Here is a 19,420-nt window from a genome sequence, read left to right as displayed (position 1 = left end):
TCGATCTTTGCTTAGTGTTTAATAGTCGCTAATGATCCGGGCTGTATTGTGACCCAGAGAAAGAACTCTGCCAAGGATTATCTCGGCAAATTCTAACGTAGGATGCGGGCCTATACGGACACGATATAAATTTTGGCCGTTAACATCAACCTTTTCCACTTTTGCGGCCTTCACATGGTCTATGTCTTTGGCAACTTTATTGGCATTTCTGGGATCAGAATAGGCACCAATCTGCACATAAAGCTTCTTGGCCCTGGCCTCTTGCACCGACGAAGCATTCCCCGGCGCGGTCAATGTTTCCTCCACCACGTCGATCGTGGGTCGGGCCACCAATAGAGGGGCTTTCTTCTTTACGGAAGGAGCATTATTGGCCATTCTTTGCTGCGGCAACCTGCCCTGCGGACCATCAACGGCCTGAACCCGGACCTTGGTGACCCCTTTTTTCTCAAACCCCAGCAGTTGTGCCGCCCGTCGGGAAACATCAATCAGACGATCACCGACAAACGGGCCACGGTCATTGACTTTCAACACCAGAAACCTGCCATTATCCAGATTGGTGACCTTCACATAACTGGGCATGGGCAAAGTCGTGTGGGCTGCCGTCAGGTCATTCATGTTAAATACATCGCCATTGGCTGTTTTACGGCCATGAAACTGGCTGCCGTACCATGACGCAAGGCCTGTACGATCATACTGGGGGTCCACAACCGGACGATAGGTTTTCCCGGCCACCTTGTATGGCTTGCCAACCTTATAGGCCGGATTGGGAACCGGAGGTATTCCCGCCTCATAAGTCCCTGAATTATTACCGCAGGCAACAAGCACCAAACAGCCCGACAGAATAAATATTGTCTTCAAGAAATTCATTTCAGCTCATCCGACAACAGGCTTACACCAAGGGCATAATAATTGGAGCAGTTATAGCTCAAAATTGCCCGGAAGTTTTTATAGGTCAGGAACGCAGGCCCATCCTTACCCGCGGGCATCACCAAAGAAGCCGTAAAATCAGGGTCCGTCACCTTCGGCAAATCGGCGCCATAAATGGTCCGCACGCCGAGCGCCTGCCATTCCGGCAGAGACAATTGTATGCTGTGGTCTTTCAGGGCCCGTCGGCAGGATTTTACTTTCCCTGTTTGTTTAACCTTTTCCCATAACCCATCAATGTCCTGAGGCAGCCTGACCTGACGCCCCCAGGTTCGGTTAGATTCCCAGCCATGTTTCTTCAGGTAATTGGCAATGGATGCATACACATCCTTTTGATTGGTCCAAATATCCTTTTTGGCATCGCCGTCAAAATCATAGGCATAGGCGAAAAAGCTGGTTGGCATGAACTGCCCCTGCCCCATGGCGCCAGCCCAGGATCCTTTAAAGTTTTCCGGGGTGATGTGGCCTTCTTCCAGTATTTTCAGTGCGCCGAGCAACTGGCTACGGAAATAGGTTGGCCGTCGCATGTCATAGGCCAGAGTCGCCAGGCTTTTGATTACGTTATAGCCCCCCGTGTAGCCGCCGTAATTGGTTTCCATCCCCCATATGCCAGCAATGAACCGCTGCTGCACGCCGATTTTATCTTCGACCGCCGCCAGATCATCCGCATTTTCAGCGACCTTCTTCAGGCCGTTTTTAATCCTGGTCTGACTAACTCGCTTGGAAATATAATCAAAATAGGTTTGGGTAAATTCGGGTTGATGGCGGTCGAGCTTGATAACTTTCGGGTCTGGCGTAATATCCTGAAAGGCTGCCTCAAAAACAGATTCTGAGATGCCCTTGCCCAGGGCTTCTGTCTTCAGGTCCGCAACCCATTCTTCAAAGGGCTGCGGGTTATCTGGGACAACCCGGTCTTTCGCGATTGCACCATTGGTGAAACTCATGATCAAGATGGAAAACGTCAGAATTATTCTTGTAATCACTATACTCAAGCCCTCATATCCCTTTTCTGCAGGTATCCCTGCTTTAATGTCCCGGTTTACAGTTTCTATAATGTCTATAAATGACGGCAATATAAAGGCATTTTTTTAAACTCTTGGCAAAAATAATTCAATGCGGATCATTCTGCCCTTGACCTGTTGAAGCCGATCCGCTAAATCCTGTCCTCACAGCAATTCAACTTGTTACCCAGTATTTCGGAGAGGTGGCAGAGCGGTTGAATGCACCGGTCTTGAAAACCGGCATGGGTGCAAGCCCATCGTGGGTTCGAATCCCACCCTCTCCGCCACTTTCCCTATTTAACAACCCGAAAATGATGCCATGACTGGTTGCATCATGGCTAAATCCATAATTCCGTTGTTTCAGGACGCCTGCCGCTGTTCTCTGTAATAGGACAGCAGATCTTCTTCTGATACTGGCCGGCTGAAATAATACCCCTGGCCCACATCACACCCATAAGCTTTCAGCAGTTCAGCACTGACCTGATCCTCAACCCCCTCTGCCGTCACCTTAAGTCCCAGATTATGGGCAAGATCAATGGTGGACCGCACCAGAATCTGATCGTTCTTATTGGTGGCAAGACTGAGAACAAATGACTTATCAATTTTCAACTCGCTCACCGGAAGCTCTTTTAAATAGCTTAGGGATGAATAGCCCGTACCATAATCGTCAATCGAAAGGGTCAGCCCCAAATCCGACATGCGGTTAAGGGTATCCAGCACGATCTCCGGCTCCTGCATGACGGCACTTTCTGTAACTTCAAAGACCATCCATTCCGCGGAAACCCGTTTTTCCGTCATCAACCGCTGGATCTGATCCGGAAGTTGCCGATTGACAAGATCTTTCGCTGACAAATTCATCGCCATTTTCAGTCGGTAGCCGGCTTCACGCCATCTGGCGCAGGCATCAATGGTCTGTTCCAGTCCCCAGGCGGTCAAGGCGTGAATATGGCCGGTTTGTTCGGCCAGCAGGATAAATTCATCCGGGGCCACAAATCCCCTTTCAGGGTGTATCCAACGCATCAGGGCTTCGACATGGGTCATCCGACCGGTTTTCAAATCAATCTTGGGCTGGTAATGGAAAAAAACCTCATTTTTATTCATACTCGCCCGTAAATCACCCATCAAGGATAGTTTTTGCGTATCCTGAGTGTCTTTTTCCGCATTATAGATGCCGTAGTGATGCGCCGTGCCTGATGATTGTGAAATCGCGATGTGGGTTTTCTGTATCAGATCGGCCGCCGTTTTACCGTGTTCTGGATAGGTCGCTCCCCCAATCTGTACCGTCATATCAATATTGTAATCACCACAGATAAAGGGCTTGTCGAAACTCTTCAGCAATGTCAGCATCGTATGCAGACGATCTTCGACAGGCTCCCTAAGCGCCAGGATAAAAGATATGGTGTTCAGCCGGGCAAAAAACACATCGGCTGCAGGAAGCGTTGCTGAAATATGGGCACCCATTTGTGAAATCAGCGTTTCAGCGACAGAATATCCCAAACTATTCCTGACCTCGGCAATGGACTGGAAAGTCAAAATAAAAACATCAATATTTTGGCTCCCCGCCTCACCCGGCGGGTTTTCGGCGATCAACTGATCAAGCACTGTTTCAAATTTCAACCGGTTCGGCAGCCCGGTCTCCAGGTCGTGTTCAGCCTGAAAGGTGATTTTCTGCTCACGGATATCAATATCTTCAATCATTTTATTGAAACTTGCCGCAAGGTCGCCAAATTCGTCATTCTGGTGCAGGTCATTCAAAGGCTGATAAACACCTTTTGAAATATTAACCGCCGCAGTACGCAGTTCCTGCAGGGGACGGGTCACACTGCGGGCGATCACGAAACTTTCATAGATAAACGCGATCATCCCGGCCAGCAAAACCCCGGCAAGTGTAATCATAAGTGGCTTGAACGGACTAAAAACCACATCCAGTGAGTAATGTACAACCGCATAAATAGTATGGCGGCTGGTCACAGACTGTAAAGGCAGAGTCAGCGACATATACCGCTGATTGGTGATGTTTTGCTGAAAAACTTCGGCGCTTTTTAAATCAGTTAAGTCAGGCAGAAATGTATTTTCCAGTTCATTTGCCAGAGAAAAAGTATCCGCCGCGAGCAGGGCTTCTGAATTTTCCTGATGATGCACAATGCTGATTTCCAGTCCTACGGGCAGCGTTTGCTTGATGTCGTCGAGATAAGCTTTGTTGATTTCTATCCCCAATACCATCCACGCAATCGGCGTCGGCGCCAGAACAGGCAAGATGACGATTTCATACATCACTCCGTCGATCTGAATAAAGCCAGAAGCCTCACCGTTTTTTTCTACCGCAGCGAACACCTCTGGCGGGAAAAGGGCTTTGTCCTTATTTACAGATAAATCCGTCCGTTCCTCTGTACCATATTGGGCCAATACTTTCTGATCCATAGACACGATAAAGGCCCGATCGGTATCAATACGGGTGGTCAGGTTTTGTAATGCTGAAATAATAGTGGGCGTATCTTTTGTCGCAACGGCCTCCCGAAACCCAAAGTCCCGGGACAGAAGTTCCGCTGCGGCGCTCAGTTCCTGATTACGCTGGGCCACGGCGCGACGAATGGCCTGACCACTGAATGTCAGGTTTGAAACAGCCTGATTTTCTAAGTTATTTTTCGTCGTAATATAGACCGCCGTATTCGTAATGATCTGAACCAGAACAAATAACGAAACAAAGAAGACAACAAGTTTGGTCTTAAAATTTGTAAAAGAAAGTGTCATACGAGAGGGTTCTTTAAGGATCAGATTTAAAAATACTATTGTTTCAGGCTAATCGTGAATGTGACTGGCAGCGATGTATTATCCGCCGGCATGTCGAGCTCCTGTGTATACTCTGCCGCTTTGTTCTGGAGAACCGGATGCCATATCTCGGTCCTGTAGGTTCCTGAAGGAATATCGGACACAATAGCCTGCCCCTTTTCATCGGTCTTGGCAAAATGCCCCGTGTTCAGGACAACAATATAGCCCAGCATGTCATCATGTATATTGCATCCGACCGGCACCACACCCGGCTTTTCAAAGGGAACGGAAATCTGGTTTTCTCCCCCGTAAAGCTTGATCTGGAACGTTTTGGCCTTGGAAAAGGAATATACCATATGGCGGTAGTCATCTTTATTGGGAAATAGTACGTTGCTGTCGACCTGAACCGGTAAAACATGAGGGACAAATTGTTTGTTTTGCTGGCTCATGATCGACTGGTCCTGACCCGGGGACAAATTGTTTTTACTGATATCTCCGGACGTAAAACTGACGACAGCATTGGGGACAGGTTTGCCTTCCTGATCAAGAACTGAAACCGTCGCCGATCCCGCAAAAGCGGCACTGCTCCACAGCGTTCCCACCATCAGACATGCTATAAAACCATACAGATTAGCCATTTCAATCCCTAAATTCAGAAATAATTAACGCGTCAGATATAGGGTCGACCTTATGTAGAAAAGTTTAAAGTATCTTTAATATATGGCCTTGCCTTGAAACATTCCTTGATACCCAGAGCAAGATGTCATAGTCGGAAAATAAAAATGTCTCTCTCCAGCTTTCATAAACGCCTCGCAAAAGCAGTTATTATCTCCGGTGTTCTGCTCGTGCCATCTGTGGCGTCGGCAGACGGTCTTTTTGACCAAGGCAAGCTTGTCGCCACCGGCGGTGTCAGCCAGATCGAAGGCGCCGGCGGCAGCGGCCTGAGCACATGGGCCCTGATCACGGGGTACGGGTCTGATCGAGGTGTCGGCGTCAATGCCCACCATACGACGGCTGTCTTATCTGATTTCACCCTGCAGGCGACCGGTTTCTCCGTTGGCCTCTATGACCGGGTGGAATTGAGCTACACTCACCACTGGTTCAACACACGGGACGCCGGGGGACGTCTCGGCCTGGGTGAAGGGTATGTCTTTGATCAGGATATCATCGGGGCGAAAATTCGTCTGTATGGCAATGCCGTTTATGATCAGGATAAGCTCCTGCCCCAGATCGCGGTCGGCATGACGTATAAAAACAACAAGGAAGACGCCTTGGTCCGCGCCCTCGGGTCAGCAGACAACGACAGTTTTGAGTATTACCTCGCAGCAACGAAAATATTGCTTGATCACAGCCTGATCATCAGCGCCACGGCGCGGCTCACTGAAGCCAACCAGTATGGTCTTCTAGGATTTGGCAGTGCAACGTCCGGGCACTCCCTTCAAGGGGAATTTTCTCTCGCTTACATGATTACCTCAAACCTGGTGGCAGGGGTGGATTACCGGACGAAGCCCGACAACCTTGCCTTCGCCCGGGAACAAAACGCCGCCGCCGCTTATCTGGCGTATTTCTTTAACAAAAATATTTCCCTAACCCTTGCCGCCCTTGATCTGGGCGACATTGCCCTTCAAGGCAGACAGCGCGGGGCGTATCTCTCTTTACAGGCAGGATTTTAAGATGACAAAATGGTTCTCACTATGCGCTGTAATCATCGCGCTCGGTTTCTCCACACCGGGCCAGGCCGAAACTCTCTATGACAAGATCGGCGGACAGGCCGCTATCACCCAGGTGGTGACCCGAACTCTGGATTTATCATTGCAAGACCCCCGGATCAAACACACCTTTGCCCGCAGTAAAATGGACCGGCTGGCGAAACATATTTCCGATCAGGTGTGTCAGCTCACCGGCGGACCCTGTATCTACACCGGGGTCACGATGAAAAAAGCCCATGTCGGATTGGAATTGACCACTTTGCATTTCAATGCACTGGTGGAAAACCTGCAGCAAGCCATGCGGGAAGCCAACATCCCGACAGCCACACAAAACAAGCTTCTCGCCCTGCTCGCCCCCATGCACCGGGATGTGGTGGAAAAATAAAGGAACCAGCCTTCAAAAGCTTTACCGTTCCCGGAAGGCATTGTCCTTAAGCTTCAGCACCGGATTCATCAAATAGCGCATGATCGATTTTTTACCATTCAGGATGTCGACTTCCGCGACCATGCCTGGCAGGATTGGAAAATCACCTTCACCGGTCATCAGGCTGTTTTCCGTCGTGCGGATCTTGATGATATAAACATTTTGTTTCTGCTCATTCATAATGGCATCGGGAGAAATATTCTCGACCTCTGCATCAAGCGATCCATAACGGGAATAATCATAGGCCGTTAATTTGACCCGCGCCGGTTGGCCCGGGCGCAAAAATGCAATATCCGATGGCTGAACCTCGGCTTCGATCAGCAGCGTATCATCAAGCGGCACCAATTCCACAATCGGCATGCCCGGCTTGATCACACCGCCGACCGTACTGACCAGAACCCGGTTTATGGTGCCATCGGTCGAGGCAATCACATTGGTGCGGTCGACCTTGTCTGACAACGCCGGCAAAGCGTCGAGCAACTTGTTTATCTGGTTCTGTGCATCGTTCAGTTCCGTCAGGGCGCTGGCACGGAATTTCTGACGTGCGGCCTCAATCTGCAGATTGACTTCCTCTACCGATTTAGCCGCTTTACCCACATTCAACGCCGCAATTTTATGATCGCCTTCCGCCTGTATCAGGCGTTGTTCGGCCCGGATCAGTTCCAGGCGTGGTTCAATCCCTTTTTCGACCAGTGGTTTCAGCATTTCCACCTCCGCGGCAGTGGTCTTCTCGGCGGAGCGTGCACTGATAAGGCTGATCTCGGCCTCAATCGCCGATTGTTCAATCTGTTTCAGTCGGGCACTCAGGCTGCTGATGGACGCTTCAAACTCCGCGCGACGGGCATGATAGAGATTTTGCTCATTGATCACCAAGGTTGGATATTTTTCCGTGAATGACGGTTCGAATTCCGGCACCTCGAACTGACTTTCGGCCGTTAGACGGATCAAAGATGATTTGAGCATCATGAATTCTTCTTCATTGCGGTTAAAATCCGCATCGAACTGGGTCCGGTCGAGCCGAACCAGCACGTCACCGGCCTTGACGCTGTCTCCCTGTTTAACCAGAATTTCTTTAATGATTCCGCCTTCAAGATTCTGGATCACCTGAATCTGCTTGCTCGGCACTACACGGCCTGTCGCCCGGGTCACTTCATCCAGTTCCGCCAGTGACGCCCAGAGGATGAACAATACAAAAAACCCAAAGATACTCAGCAAGAGGATGTTTGACGCCGAGGTAGGCTTAACCTTTAACTTCGTCATAACCTATCCCTTCCTGGCCGCGCCGGGGATGGTCGCGTTCTGTCCGCCCCCAAGAAATTTTAACACATCATCTTTCGGTCCCTGGGCGACAACCTTGCCCTGATCAATGACGATGATCTTGTCAACCAGCGCCAGCATACTTGGCCGGTGGGTGACAATCAGAAAAGTTCGATCTTTGAGTTCTTCTTTCAACTGAGAAATCAGTTTCATTTCCGAACTTGTGTCCATGGCACTGGTTGGTTCATCCATCATCACCAGCGGCGCCTTGCGCACCAATGCCCGGGCAATGGCCAAAGCTTGCTTCTGGCCGCCGGACAGCCCCTCGCCCCGATCACGCAGCTTCACGTCATAACCGTTGGGGATTTTGCCCAGGAAGTCCTGGGCCCCACTGATTTCCGCCGCCCTTAAGATATCCGCATCGGCGACATCATCATGCCCCATGGTGATATTTTCCTTGATGCTGCCGGAAAACAGCACAATATCCTGGAGGACAACCGCCATGTTACGGCGCAGATCTTCCGGGACAATCTGACGTAAGTCTGTGTCATCAATCAGCACAGCGCCTTCATCCGGTTCATATAAACCGGCGGCGAGCCTGAGTACCGTGCTTTTACCGGACCCGATTTTACCAAGAACTCCGATTTTCTCTCCCGGTTCTACTGTGAAAGATACACTGTCCAGCGCCCGCATCGGCTGATCCGGGTATTTAAATGTGACATTCTTGAATTCAATTTTGCCCTTCAGGCTTTCTCGCCGGATAAAATCCCGATCGCTGGTTTCTTCACTATCCTGCTTCATCAGTTTATCAAGCGCAGCATAAGCAGTTTTAGCATGATTGTACCGTGTCAGAAGGTTGGCCAGCTGCCCCAGCGGCGCCAGACAACGTCCAGCAATAATCACGCAGGCAATCAGACCACCAATGGATAGTTCGCCCTGCATAATCAGGACGAAACCATAGGCAACAATCCCTACCTGTGTCAGCTGCTGAGCCGAAGCGGCGCTGTTAATGGCGATCTGACTGAACAGGCGGGACCGCAGGCTGACCTTGGAATGGCTTTCCACAGCCTTGGACCAGCGATCTTGAAACAACTGATCAGACCCCAGGGTTTTCAGAGTTTCCAGACCAGAAACCATTTCCACCAACGTACTTTGCTTGCTGCCGCCTTCCTGCATGCCTTCCTTGGAAAATCGTGACAAAAAGGGTTGGATGGCGAAACCGACAATCAGGACAAATGGAACAGCCAGAGCGGGCACGATGACAATTGGCCCCCCTATGATGGCAATGACCAGAAGAAAAAGAAAGATAAACGGCACATCGACCACTGTCGCCAGTGTGGCGGAGGTACAGAAATCCCGTATGGATTCAAATTCACGCACGGTATTGACCAAGCCCCCGGTCGAGCCTTTCTGGGTCGAGAGTTTCAATTTCATGATCCGGTCAAAGATGCCGTTGGCGACGGTCATATCCACATTCTGCCCGGCGGTATCAATAAAATAGGCCCTGAGATATTTCAAAAGAAAATCAAACCCGATTATAATAAACATCCCGACGCAGAGCGCCACCAGGCTGTCAACGGCATTATTGGGGATCACACGGTCGTAGACTGTCATGATAAAGACAGAGCTGCCGAGGGAAAAGAAATTGATCATGACGGCCGCCAGAATAATTTGGCCGTAGGTCCACCAGTTTTGACGAAAAGCGCCCCAGAACCAGTGGTCCTGCCAGATTTTTCCTGGCGTCGTGGTCGCGCCCAGCGTCGTGTCTTGTGCGTCGCTCATTCTTCTGCCTTTTGTATGCGGATATTCAATGTCATGTTCAGGGTACCCATGGCGTCGAGCAGACTGTAACGCAAAATATCCTTTTCGACCAGAGCCGCCATATATTGCTCACGGGCCTGATAATAATCTTTCTTGGCTTCTAGTAAAGACAGCAGGCTCCCGCCGGTTGCTTCAAACTGTTCGAGAAGCTGTTCCGCATTTTTCAGACTGGCGTCCGTGGCCCGTTTCAGGGCTAAAACCCGATCGTTTTGAGACAGCATATTTTGATAGGCCACTTTGATTTCCCGGGTTACCCGACGGTTGGTTTCGGCTTCCAGATGACGGGTGCGTTCGAAATCCTTGCGAGAGCGTGCAATCCGCGCTGTTGTCGCTCCACCACTGTAGAGATTATAATTCATAACCAACCGACCGGTGACATCATAATCATCATTGCCCCGGTCCAGATCATACTTCGTCGCCGCCAGTTCCAATGATACATGGGGCAATTGATCAGCTTTCTCCGCCGCAACCGTGGATTTGGAGGCCTGGGTCATCGCCCCGGCCATGCTAAGAGACGGACTATTTTGAAAGCCTATTTCCAAAGCTTCCGACAAAGTTGCTGGAATATTCAGGGCAAGCTCAGGGCGCTTTAGCGTCTGGGCAGCAAAGCCGTAATTTTCTTCATACTGACTGAGACTGGATTCCAGGCTTTTGCGCACTGACGAAGCTTCAGCTTCGGCCAGCGCCAGGCGGGATTGTAATAGCGCCACATCACGTTGTGCGCCGCGTCCGCTTTCAAATCGCAATGTCACCTTATCCAGCATATCCCTGTGATCACTTATGATTTCCTCGTGCAGGATCTGACGATTGCGTTGGAAAATGACCTGGAAATGCATTTCTACCGCCAACAAGGCCACATCGGATGCCGTTAGGTCATATTCCTGATGGGCGGCGGTGAAGGAATGTTTGGCACTGGCGATGCGGTTTGAGGTCTGTCCCCCATCATAGAGCAACTGTCGTCCGGTCAGGGTCGCATGAGCAGATTCCTTGCGGCGGGTGCGCTCGTTAAAATTATCAATCCTTTCCTCGAAATCCTCGGCCAGGCGATAACGTCCTGAAAGCCCCATATCCAGAGTTGGGTACAGCCCCGCCTCAGCTTCGCGTTGACGAAATCGATAACTGTCCCGCTGGGCAATAGCGGCCGCTGTACGAGGATGGTTTTTTACCGCCGCCTGAATATTTTCTTTGAACTGCTGAGTATAGGCGGGTGAGTTTTTCTCTTCCGCATGTCCATGGTTTTCTTGTATACTTACAAGAATGATCACGACGAAATACAAAATGTATTTCCCCCAAACTGTACTTTTCATTTATGCCGCCTGTCTATACCTACAAATCGTTCTATCAGGATATCGTCTGCGTAATATCAGAATCCACCAGTAAGGTGGCATCTCCCGAGGTATAGGTATGATACGTCTCCCCGTCAACCACCTGGTTAATTCCTTGCTCCCAGTTTTGTCCCGTAGATGCAACTGTATCACCAACATCGCCCATGATCATAATCTGGTTATTGTCATCGGTCATTTCCAGAATATCCTGTTGCGAGATACTGAGACTACTGCCTGAGGCATCAAAAATAATTTGTTCTATATTCTCGATATTATCTTTAGCATACAGGCTAAAATCAATAGCGGTCTCATTCATGGCAATAATAACGGCGTCCACACCGTCTCCCCCATTCAGCATAGAGAAATCGGTGGATTCAATATAGAGCAGATCATCGTTGTAACCTCCGAACAGGTGATCGGCACCACCGGAGCCCGTGTAAAGGCTGTCATTTCCAACACCCCCTTTTAAGTAGTCGGCCGCGCCCCCCCCCTGAAGCATATCATCCCCTGCACCCCCGTCAACAATACCAATAGTCTGGCCTCCAACGGTAGTATAAATATCATCTCCCCCATTGAGAATAATATCCCCCTTGATTAGGCCTTTATTAGAAAGGGTATCTACCTCGGAGGACAGATCAATATTTCCCTCAATGCTTCCTGTATTATCAATAGTGGTTGTCAACACGGAATCGATGGCTATATCCGCAACGATTGTGCCTGAATTTACGACACTATTGTTATAAGTCCACAACGCTATCCCTTTCGACGGTTCAGCATTATCATTTGTTGCAATTGCCATGATCACACCGCTATTCGTGATATACGCTTCATTGTCAAAGGCGAATACCCCGGTAGTGACTTCTGATCCACTAGCATAAATTGTGCCTGAGTTTGTGAGGTTCAAACCGAATTGACCAAGAACACCGGTCGTTGTTTCACCAGATGCCAGGATAGTTCCCGTGTTTATAATATCTATAGCAACTGCGCCAGCCGCCTGATAATTAATATCATCAGAAGAAAGGTTTACGTAGACTTCTACTAATCCGTGATTAATAAACTGGCCTGAAACCTTCAAGTTTACCGCACTTGATGTGCTCCCTCCGAGCACCTCTATTCTCCCATAATTTGTAACTGATTCAATCGCATCGGATTGAATCGGCACAAAAAAGCCCTCTTCTGAAGTTGACGCTTCGATAGACCCATAATTGGTCAGGGTTTGAGTATTTGAATTGCTGTAATAATATTCGTACGGAGATTCAATTATTTTGGTTTCATTGGCACCAATAACCAAACCAGAAGGAAATTGCCCCGCAGAAGTAATAATATAAGTATTATCAATATCAGCGAGTTTAATTGTAACATCAAACTCTTCACCTAGTACCCCAGCCTCATTTTCCAGCGCCAGTGTCAGTTGCGGAAGGTCCGTACCACCACTGTGCGAAAATTCAACTATTCCGTCCGCGACATCCTCGTAAGTGAACTCAGTAACTACTGCGCCATTTTTTTATACAGACCCGTGCGTTGTGCTCACCACGTGGATTACAAGCGACGACAAATCACTATCCACGTCCTGAATATGCAGTTGATCGCCATCACGATCAATAATTATTCCGCCAATTTCAACGATACCGTCAATCGATAATTTTCTTGTTTCCCCAATTGAAACAATTGCCGTTGCCCCATACGCCGTTGCCGGATCGTCTACTGAAGCGACATCGACAGAAACATCACCTGAAGTTTGATTACCTTCAAAATCACTAATATTATACGTTAGCTCAAGAGCACCAGTATAATTTTCATTTGGAGTGATGATAACCACCCCAAGATCATAATCAATTCTTACGGTAGCATTCTCAGTCGAACTACCGGACAGAGATATGTTGTTAAAGGTGACATCACTGCCATAAAGGGAAGAATCATTACCTAGAATATCATCAGAAATCGACAAATATATCTGCGTATCTTCTGCCGTTGTAAAATTATCTGTTTGTGCATAAATCGCACCGACTTCAAGAACAATATTATCTAACGCCGTACGGGCTTCAATAGTGTCATCCGCTTGCAAAGATCCATTACCTGAAATAGAGGTGATCCCCAGTTCTGCCAATAGCTCAGGTGCATCAACCTTTAAGGTAACGTGATCTCCAAGATTGATAGAAGTGACGCCCGCAAACATATCTGAGATTTCCTGCAAACTTATTTCAGTTGGCGTCTCTCCCGCAATGAAAGCCAGATTAAAACTTGCTCCGCCTGAAGTTATGAAGTTTCCGACACCTTCAAGGTCTGCCAGAGAAGATATGGTAATGGTGATATTGCCACTCACATTGATTTCACCAATACCGGTCAAGTCAACATTACTAAAATCCAACACAACACCGTCGGCACCATCTGGGACAGTAATATTAAGAACAGAACTTCCATCCCCTTTAATTGTCGTAAACTGATTAATCTGGGCCTGAGTTAGGGTCACATCTGAATTTACCACTAATTGTGTAAGATTAGTCAGCGTAACGCCTGTTAAATCCACTGTCCCATATATATAGAGGGTATTATTTCCTCCTCCCCCATCGATCGTCTCGCCACTGACAACCTCGCTCACCGTACGGCCATTCAAGTCAGCCAATGACAATAAACTGGATAAGTCCATTCCTGACCCCGCAGGGTTGGTGATATCGTTGCCGTCATATTGGTCCGCCGAGGTCGTTCCAACAACCACAATCACATCATCACCAGATCCGGCATCAATCGTATCAAGGCCTTCACCGCCTCGAATAAAGTCAACGCCAGCACCCGAAGAGATGGTGTCCCCTCCTCCAGCGCCTATGATTATGTCGGCACCAGAACCCGTCGTAATGCTGTCATCACCAGCTTTGCCAGTAACCGTGAGGTTCGCCGTAGCCGTACCCTTATCCAAAGTTCGGGCGCTATCATCTCGCGCGACAAATACATTCGTGGGGTCTTCTGTAAAATCTGGCGTTGCTGGCGGGGCTACCGGAGGAGCTGTTGTCGTCGGGCTACTCCCGCCTCCGCCACATGCAGACAAAGGCAACAAAGCAAGCACAATGGTACTTGCCCGGGTTATTTTTTTCGGATGCGAGGTGTTTTTTTCTAAAGTGGTGTTATTTTTTTCGGAATCACGATGGATCGTTTGAACAGATTGCAACATTTATGCCCCCATTTAAATTTAATACAACTTTTCATTTAATTTTAACATTAATATCTCTCAATAAATGAGAATGCAAGGATATAAAGATCTCAAGCTATACTATATTATCTGTTGAAATACATTTTACGATATAAATAAAAAGGTTAATCAAATTGGATTTAAGCCACTATAGTGATACTGTGACATACAAGTAATTTATGGTGTAATTTGGGAACCAAATGTTAAAATTAAATTTGTTCCGGCCGATTGGTGTCGTATCAGCGGAAAAGGCGTAATATGAGCGTTTCGCGCGTTATTGATTATCTCTACAACAGAGAATGGGAAAAGTCAGATCTGGGTTTTCTTGACGCCCTTACCGTTTTTCTGTCAGAACAGCTCCAGATCAAGTTTGTATTTATTGACACGTTTGACGGTGCCGATGCCTTGGCGGCAAAAACAGTATGTACCGCATCCTTATGCGCCAATGGACAGGTAAAGACCAATTTTGAATATCCACTCAAAGGAACCCCCTGCCTCCGTGTCATTAAAGAAGATTTCTTTTTGCATGCAACCGATGTGCAGAGCGCTTTTCCCGAAGATGAGTTGCTGGCCAAAGAAAACATTACCAGCTATGCCGGCGTAGCCACCCGTACAGGGACCGGAGATATCAACGGCCTAATCGGGGTTATGGACATCAACCCCCTCACCCGTAGCGACCTGAAAGATATTCTCAAGATCTGTTCCATACAAATCGGCGAATATCTGGAATATAAATCAGCTGAAAAAAAACGATTAGATATTGAAAACGAACTTTTTAAACAGAACCAGTTTCTTGAACTCTTAATCAATCAAATTCCCAATCAGATTTTTTGGAAAGACCGCAATCTTAACTATCTTGGCTGCAACACGTCGTTCGCCAAGGTTATTCAGCTTGATGCCCCCGAGGACATCATCGGAACCAAAAGCGAGGACCACCAATTCCGGCCTGGGCGCGCGGAATATTACGCATATTGCGACCAAAAAGTTCTGGATACAGGCGAAGGTATTTTTAATATTCAGGAACAATATGAGAATGCCGAAGGGGACGTTTTTACAGTTCTGGTCAGCAAGATCCCCCTGAAGGACAATGAAGATAATGTCGTCGGGGTCCTGGGTATTACCGTAGATATCACAGATCGCATTGAATCAGAGAAACTCATCAAACAAAGCGCCTACAGAATGCGCGCCATCATAGATAGCGTGCCCGCGATGGTGTTTGTCAAAAATTACGACGGTATCATTCTCGAAGCCAACAAGGCTTTATGTAATTTCCTCCATAAAGATATAGATACAATTATCGGTCACTCCCATGCGGAACTTCTGGTCAACAGAGAAATCGGCGCCAAAATCGTGCAAAATGATCGAGAAATATTCCACCGCGGCAATTATGAACCTGTTGAAGTCATTCGCAGATTTCCGATAGGAGATGGAGATTACTGGTTTCATTCCATCAAAACACTATGCCCCGAAGAAATATACGGAGAGCCGGTAATCGTTGTTTTCGCAATGGATGTAAGCGATCTGAAAAATACGGAAGCAGAGCTGGAACGCCATCGCGATAACCTGCAGGAATTAGTCGAAGACCGCACTTCAGAATTAAACCGCGCCCGGGTGGCAGCCGATAAAGCCAACAGAGCCAAATCTGAATTTTTATCCAATATGAGCCACGAGCTACGCACCCCGCTCAATGCCATTTTGGGGTTTGCTCAGCTTCTTGAAAGCGGGAAAAAGGAAAAACTCAGCGAACGACAAAATGAGTTTGTTGGAAAAATCAAACGCGGTGGCGAACATTTGCTTGATCTCATCAACGAAGTGCTTGATCTGGCTAAAATTGAAGCCGGCAATTTCGGCATTTCTATTGAACGGGTCAGTACGCTAGGACTGATCGATGAATGCCTGTCCTTTACCCAGCCTTTGGCCGAAGAGCGAAATATATCTATTTTAAACAATATGATGCAGACAGACGATATTATTCTGGCGGATCATCTGCGGGCCAAACAAATTATCCTGAATCTTATTTCAAACGCCGTGAAATATAATCGCCAGGGCGGAAAAATAACGTTGCATAGTCAGATCACCGAAACGGGAATGTTTCGTTTCACCATCAGTGATACCGGGTTCGGAATTCCTCTCGACAAACAGAAGGAGCTGTTTCAGCCTTTCAACAGGCTTGGTGCAGAAATCACAGAGGTTGAGGGCACCGGTATCGGTCTGGTCCTGACTAAGAAAATGATCGAGGAAATGAATGGTTCTCTTGGCTTCCACAGCGTGGAAGAACTTGGCAGTCGTTTCTGGATTGATTTTCCTTTGGCCGCCCCTCAGAAAAACCAGCCACAACAGCAGGACACGGCCCCTTCTTCTCCATCTGTCGCCCAACGGCAAAATGATAACCATTTTATGGTTTTGTATATAGAGGACAACCCCTCAAATCTGGCCCTGATGGAAGCCATTATGGAAGAGCTCCCTCATATTCACCTGATTTCGGCACAATCCGCTGAGGTTGGTCTTAAAATTGCCGAGAAAAGCAAGCCGGACGCTATTCTGCTGGACATTAATCTGCCTGGAATGGATGGCCTGGAAGCCCTGCATTACCTTAAACAATCAGAAACCACCCGCAAAACACCTGTTATTGCCCTCAGCGCCAGTGCCATGACATCAGATATTCGCCGGGGCAAGAGCGCCGGTTTTGAAGAGTACCTGACCAAGCCCATCAGCCTGGAAAAGCTGATGGACGCCTTTGATCGGGTACTCTTTTGACTTTATGAGAAGCTACGACGGTTATTCCATGATGCCAAGCAGGTCGAAGAAGAAGGCAAATTCAAGCGCCTTGTCTTTATAGCGTTTGTAACGCCCCGACGCGCCGCCATGCCCCGCTTCCATATTAACGTGGAACAACAATCTATTGTTATCGGTTTTGTAATCTCGCAATTTAGCAACCCATTTGGCCGGTTCAAAATATTGCACCTGTGAATCATGCAGCCCCGTGGTAACCAGCATATTGGGATAATCCTGCCGCGTGACATTGTCATAGGGTGAATAGGTTTTCATATACTCGTAATAGTCTGTCTCATTAGGGTTGCCCCATTCATCATATTCATTGGTGGTCAAGGGAATAGACGTATCAAGCATCGTAGTCAGCACGTCCACAAAAGGAACGTGGGCGCCCACACCGCGATACAGTTCCGGCGCCATATTGACCACGGCCCCCATCAGGAGCCCCCCTGCACTGCCGCCAACCGCGAATATTTTATCCTTGGCGCCATACTTCTGCGCCACCAACCCTTTGGTCGCGTCAATAAAGTCCGTGAAGGTATTCATTTTATTGTATAGTTTACCGTCCTCGTACCAGCCTCGTCCGAGCATCTGCCCACCACGAATATGGGCAATGGCATAAACAAACCCGCGATCAAGAAGGGTAAGGCGAGAACTGTCAAAACGTGGTTCAATGGTATGACCGTAAGACCCATAGGCATATTGATAAAGCGGATTTACGCCGTCCTGCTTGAACAATTCCTTACGATAAACCAGGGAAACCGGCACCTTGGTGCCGTCACGCGCCTCAATAAAAAGGCGTTCACTGGCATAATTCGCCGGGTTGAAATCACCAAGCACCTCATCCTGTTTCAGAATTGCCCGGCTGCCATCCTTAAGGTCATATTCATACACTGTGCTCGGGGTGGTCAGGCTGCTGTAATTCACCCGCATTTTGTCTGTATCAATTTCCGGATTATAGCCGATAGAAGCGGAAAAGGCCGGATCGTCAAAAGCCAAATCCCTATCTTTCCCGCCGGCCAGGTCCATCACCCGCAGGCGGGTCAACCCTTCTTCCTTCTCCCGCACCACCAGATGATTGGTGAAAAGCTCGAAATCACTTAAAAATACCCCGTTCCGATGAGGCACCACGTCACGCCACTTGCTTTTATCTGTGGTTTGGGTTGCATCCACTTTCATCAGACGGAAATTCTTAGCTTGCCAATTGGTGCGGATGTAATACTCATTCCCCAATTTGGCAAAAGAATATTCATGACCGTCTTCTATCGGGTGAAACAATTTAAAAGCGCTATCAGGTTTATTGGCATCAATAACCGAGGCACCTTTTTTACTGGTATGACTGTGATAAATATAAATCACGCTGTCATCACGGGTTTTGCCGAGACCGGTATAAAAAGTGGTGTCCTTTTCTTCATACACCAGTACATCATCGGCCTGGTCTGTGCCCAGTTTATGACGAAAAACCTGATATCCAAGGAGGGTTTGTGGGTCTTTCCTAATGTAAAAAACGGTTTTGTTATCATTGGCCCAGACAATCGTGCCTGTCGTATCCACCAATATGTCCGCAAGTTTCTCACCAGTTCCCAGGTTTTTAAATTCTATTTTATACAGTCGACGGCTCAGTACATCGGTCGCATATCCCAATAGGGTCGTATCAGAACTGACAGCCATCCCTCCGAGAGAGAAGAATTCGTGCCCTTCAGCAAGCTTGTTCGCATCAAGAATAACCTGTTCTTCACCGTCCATGCTGCCGGTACGGCGGGCATAGACCGGATATTCCTGATCACCGGAAAAATTACTGTAATACCAATATCCGTTTTTTTGATAAGGAACCGACGAGTCATCTTTCTTCAACCGTCCCGTCATTTCGTCAAACAGCTTCTCCTGAAATGCTTCGGTATGTTTCATTTTTGCTGTCGTATAGCTATTTTCCGCATTCAGGTATGCCAAGACCTCAGGGGCCTTGCGCTCATCATCCCGCATCCAATAATAATTGTCTGTCCTGACATCCCCATGGATCTCCATGGTATGAGGAATTTTCTTTGCAACAGGGGGCTGCACAGTTTCTGAATTCATTGTGTTTTGTGTCTCTTTCCGGGGAGTTTTCGTATTCTGATCCGAACCACCTTCACCACAGCCCGTGAGGGTCAGACCAAGACCCACGGCCAGTAGCAGGGCAATTTTTCCAGAGTATACATTTTTCTTCCCAAGCTTTAGATGTTTTTCCATTGTGT

General features: G+C 48.1%; 13 protein-coding genes and 1 tRNA gene. 4 read left to right on the top strand and 10 right to left on the bottom strand.

Features of this window, described 5'->3' with window-relative positions:
* Positions 1-18: 18 nt before the first annotated feature.
* Both FIV45_RS08125 and FIV45_RS08120 read right to left on the bottom strand, forming a co-directional pair.
* Entirely contained in the window at positions 19-858 is an 840-nt protein-coding gene (locus FIV45_RS08125; protein WP_165776949.1) for a septal ring lytic transglycosylase RlpA family protein, read from the bottom strand.
* Between the two features lie 5 nt (positions 859-863).
* On the bottom strand, positions 864-1,907 hold the full coding sequence (locus FIV45_RS08120) for a lytic murein transglycosylase (RefSeq protein WP_235868138.1): 1,044 nt from the start codon (positions 1,905-1,907) through the stop codon (positions 864-866).
* A 215-nt stretch (positions 1,908-2,122) separates the two neighbouring features.
* On the opposite strand from FIV45_RS08120, the gene FIV45_RS08115 reads away from it, so the two are divergent.
* Positions 2,123-2,212: transfer RNA gene (locus FIV45_RS08115), tRNA-Ser, on the top strand.
* Positions 2,213-2,285: 73 nt separating this feature from the next.
* Here the strand turns inward: FIV45_RS08115 and FIV45_RS08110 are convergent.
* Together FIV45_RS08110 and FIV45_RS08105 are read right to left on the bottom strand one after the other, a co-directional pair.
* Positions 2,286-4,676, bottom strand: a complete 2,391-nt coding sequence (locus tag FIV45_RS08110; protein ID WP_099471866.1) for an EAL domain-containing protein — start codon at positions 4,674-4,676, stop codon at positions 2,286-2,288.
* Positions 4,677-4,711: 35 nt separating this feature from the next.
* Complete coding sequence (locus FIV45_RS08105) at positions 4,712-5,332, bottom strand: cupredoxin domain-containing protein (protein ID WP_099471865.1); 621 nt, start codon at positions 5,330-5,332, stop codon at positions 4,712-4,714.
* Positions 5,333-5,476: 144 nt separating this feature from the next.
* On the opposite strand from FIV45_RS08105, the gene FIV45_RS08100 reads away from it, so the two are divergent.
* On the top strand, positions 5,477-6,367 hold the full coding sequence (locus tag FIV45_RS08100; protein ID WP_099471864.1) for a DUF3034 family protein: 891 nt from the start codon (positions 5,477-5,479) through the stop codon (positions 6,365-6,367).
* Position 6,368: 1 nt separating this feature from the next.
* A complete protein-coding gene (locus FIV45_RS08095) occupies positions 6,369-6,788 on the top strand; it encodes a group I truncated hemoglobin (protein WP_099471863.1) in 420 nt (139 codons plus the stop codon).
* Between the two features lie 21 nt (positions 6,789-6,809).
* On the opposite strand, the gene FIV45_RS08090 is transcribed toward FIV45_RS08095, so the two are convergent.
* From FIV45_RS08090 to FIV45_RS08070, 5 genes are all read right to left on the bottom strand, one after another.
* The gene (locus tag FIV45_RS08090) at positions 6,810-8,087 is read right to left on the bottom strand and encodes an HlyD family type I secretion periplasmic adaptor subunit (protein ID WP_099471862.1); all 1,278 of its coding nucleotides are present in this window, start codon (positions 8,085-8,087) and stop codon (positions 6,810-6,812) included.
* Between the two features lie 3 nt (positions 8,088-8,090).
* The gene (locus tag FIV45_RS08085; RefSeq protein ID WP_099471861.1) at positions 8,091-9,866 is read right to left on the bottom strand and encodes a type I secretion system permease/ATPase; all 1,776 of its coding nucleotides are present in this window, start codon (positions 9,864-9,866) and stop codon (positions 8,091-8,093) included.
* Positions 9,863-11,212 (bottom strand): TolC family protein, encoded by a 1,350-nt coding sequence (locus FIV45_RS08080; RefSeq protein ID WP_099471860.1) that lies wholly within the window; start codon positions 11,210-11,212, stop codon positions 9,863-9,865. Before FIV45_RS08080 ends, FIV45_RS08085 begins: the two co-directional genes overlap by 4 nt.
* 34 nt (positions 11,213-11,246) lie before the next feature.
* Positions 11,247-12,521 (bottom strand): calcium-binding protein, encoded by a 1,275-nt coding sequence (locus FIV45_RS18705; protein ID WP_099471859.1) that lies wholly within the window; start codon positions 12,519-12,521, stop codon positions 11,247-11,249.
* Positions 12,522-12,734: 213 nt separating this feature from the next.
* Positions 12,735-14,396: a cadherin-like domain-containing protein gene (locus tag FIV45_RS08070; RefSeq protein WP_099471858.1), complete on the bottom strand. Its 1,662-nt coding sequence runs from the start codon at positions 14,394-14,396 to the stop codon at positions 12,735-12,737.
* 276 nt (positions 14,397-14,672) lie between these two features.
* Between FIV45_RS08070 and FIV45_RS08065 the strand changes: the two genes are divergently transcribed.
* Complete coding sequence (locus tag FIV45_RS08065; RefSeq protein WP_099471857.1) at positions 14,673-17,171, top strand: PAS domain-containing hybrid sensor histidine kinase/response regulator; 2,499 nt, start codon at positions 14,673-14,675, stop codon at positions 17,169-17,171.
* Between the two features lie 21 nt (positions 17,172-17,192).
* On the opposite strand, the gene FIV45_RS08060 is transcribed toward FIV45_RS08065, so the two are convergent.
* Positions 17,193-19,415, bottom strand: a complete 2,223-nt coding sequence (locus tag FIV45_RS08060; RefSeq protein ID WP_099471856.1) for a S9 family peptidase — start codon at positions 19,413-19,415, stop codon at positions 17,193-17,195.
* Between the last annotated feature and the right edge of the window lie 5 nt (positions 19,416-19,420).

Source organism: Paremcibacter congregatus (assembly GCF_006385135.1).
GTDB classification, from domain to species: domain Bacteria; phylum Pseudomonadota; class Alphaproteobacteria; order Sphingomonadales; family Emcibacteraceae; genus Paremcibacter; species Paremcibacter congregatus.
This window is presented reverse-complemented; position numbering and strand designations above follow the sequence as displayed.

What these genes read in the sequence shown, in the direction of transcription:
- FIV45_RS08085 (WP_099471861.1), bottom strand. Translation starts at nt 9,866, where the DNA reads ATGAGCGACGCACAAGACACGACGCTGGGCGCGACCACGACGCCAGGA.
- FIV45_RS08100 (WP_099471864.1), top strand. Translation starts at nt 5,477, where the DNA reads ATGTCTCTCTCCAGCTTTCATAAACGCCTCGCAAAAGCAGTTATTATC.
- FIV45_RS08065 (WP_099471857.1), top strand. Translation starts at nt 14,673, where the DNA reads ATGAGCGTTTCGCGCGTTATTGATTATCTCTACAACAGAGAATGGGAA.
- FIV45_RS08110 (WP_099471866.1), bottom strand. Translation starts at nt 4,676, where the DNA reads ATGACACTTTCTTTTACAAATTTTAAGACCAAACTTGTTGTCTTCTTT.
- FIV45_RS08060 (WP_099471856.1), bottom strand. Translation starts at nt 19,415, where the DNA reads ATGGAAAAACATCTAAAGCTTGGGAAGAAAAATGTATACTCTGGAAAA.
- FIV45_RS08105 (WP_099471865.1), bottom strand. Translation starts at nt 5,332, where the DNA reads ATGGCTAATCTGTATGGTTTTATAGCATGTCTGATGGTGGGAACGCTG.
- FIV45_RS08095 (WP_099471863.1), top strand. Translation starts at nt 6,369, where the DNA reads ATGACAAAATGGTTCTCACTATGCGCTGTAATCATCGCGCTCGGTTTC.
- FIV45_RS08070 (WP_099471858.1), bottom strand. Translation starts at nt 14,396, where the DNA reads ATGTTGCAATCTGTTCAAACGATCCATCGTGATTCCGAAAAAAATAAC.
- FIV45_RS08080 (WP_099471860.1), bottom strand. Translation starts at nt 11,212, where the DNA reads ATGAAAAGTACAGTTTGGGGGAAATACATTTTGTATTTCGTCGTGATC.
- FIV45_RS08090 (WP_099471862.1), bottom strand. Translation starts at nt 8,087, where the DNA reads ATGACGAAGTTAAAGGTTAAGCCTACCTCGGCGTCAAACATCCTCTTG.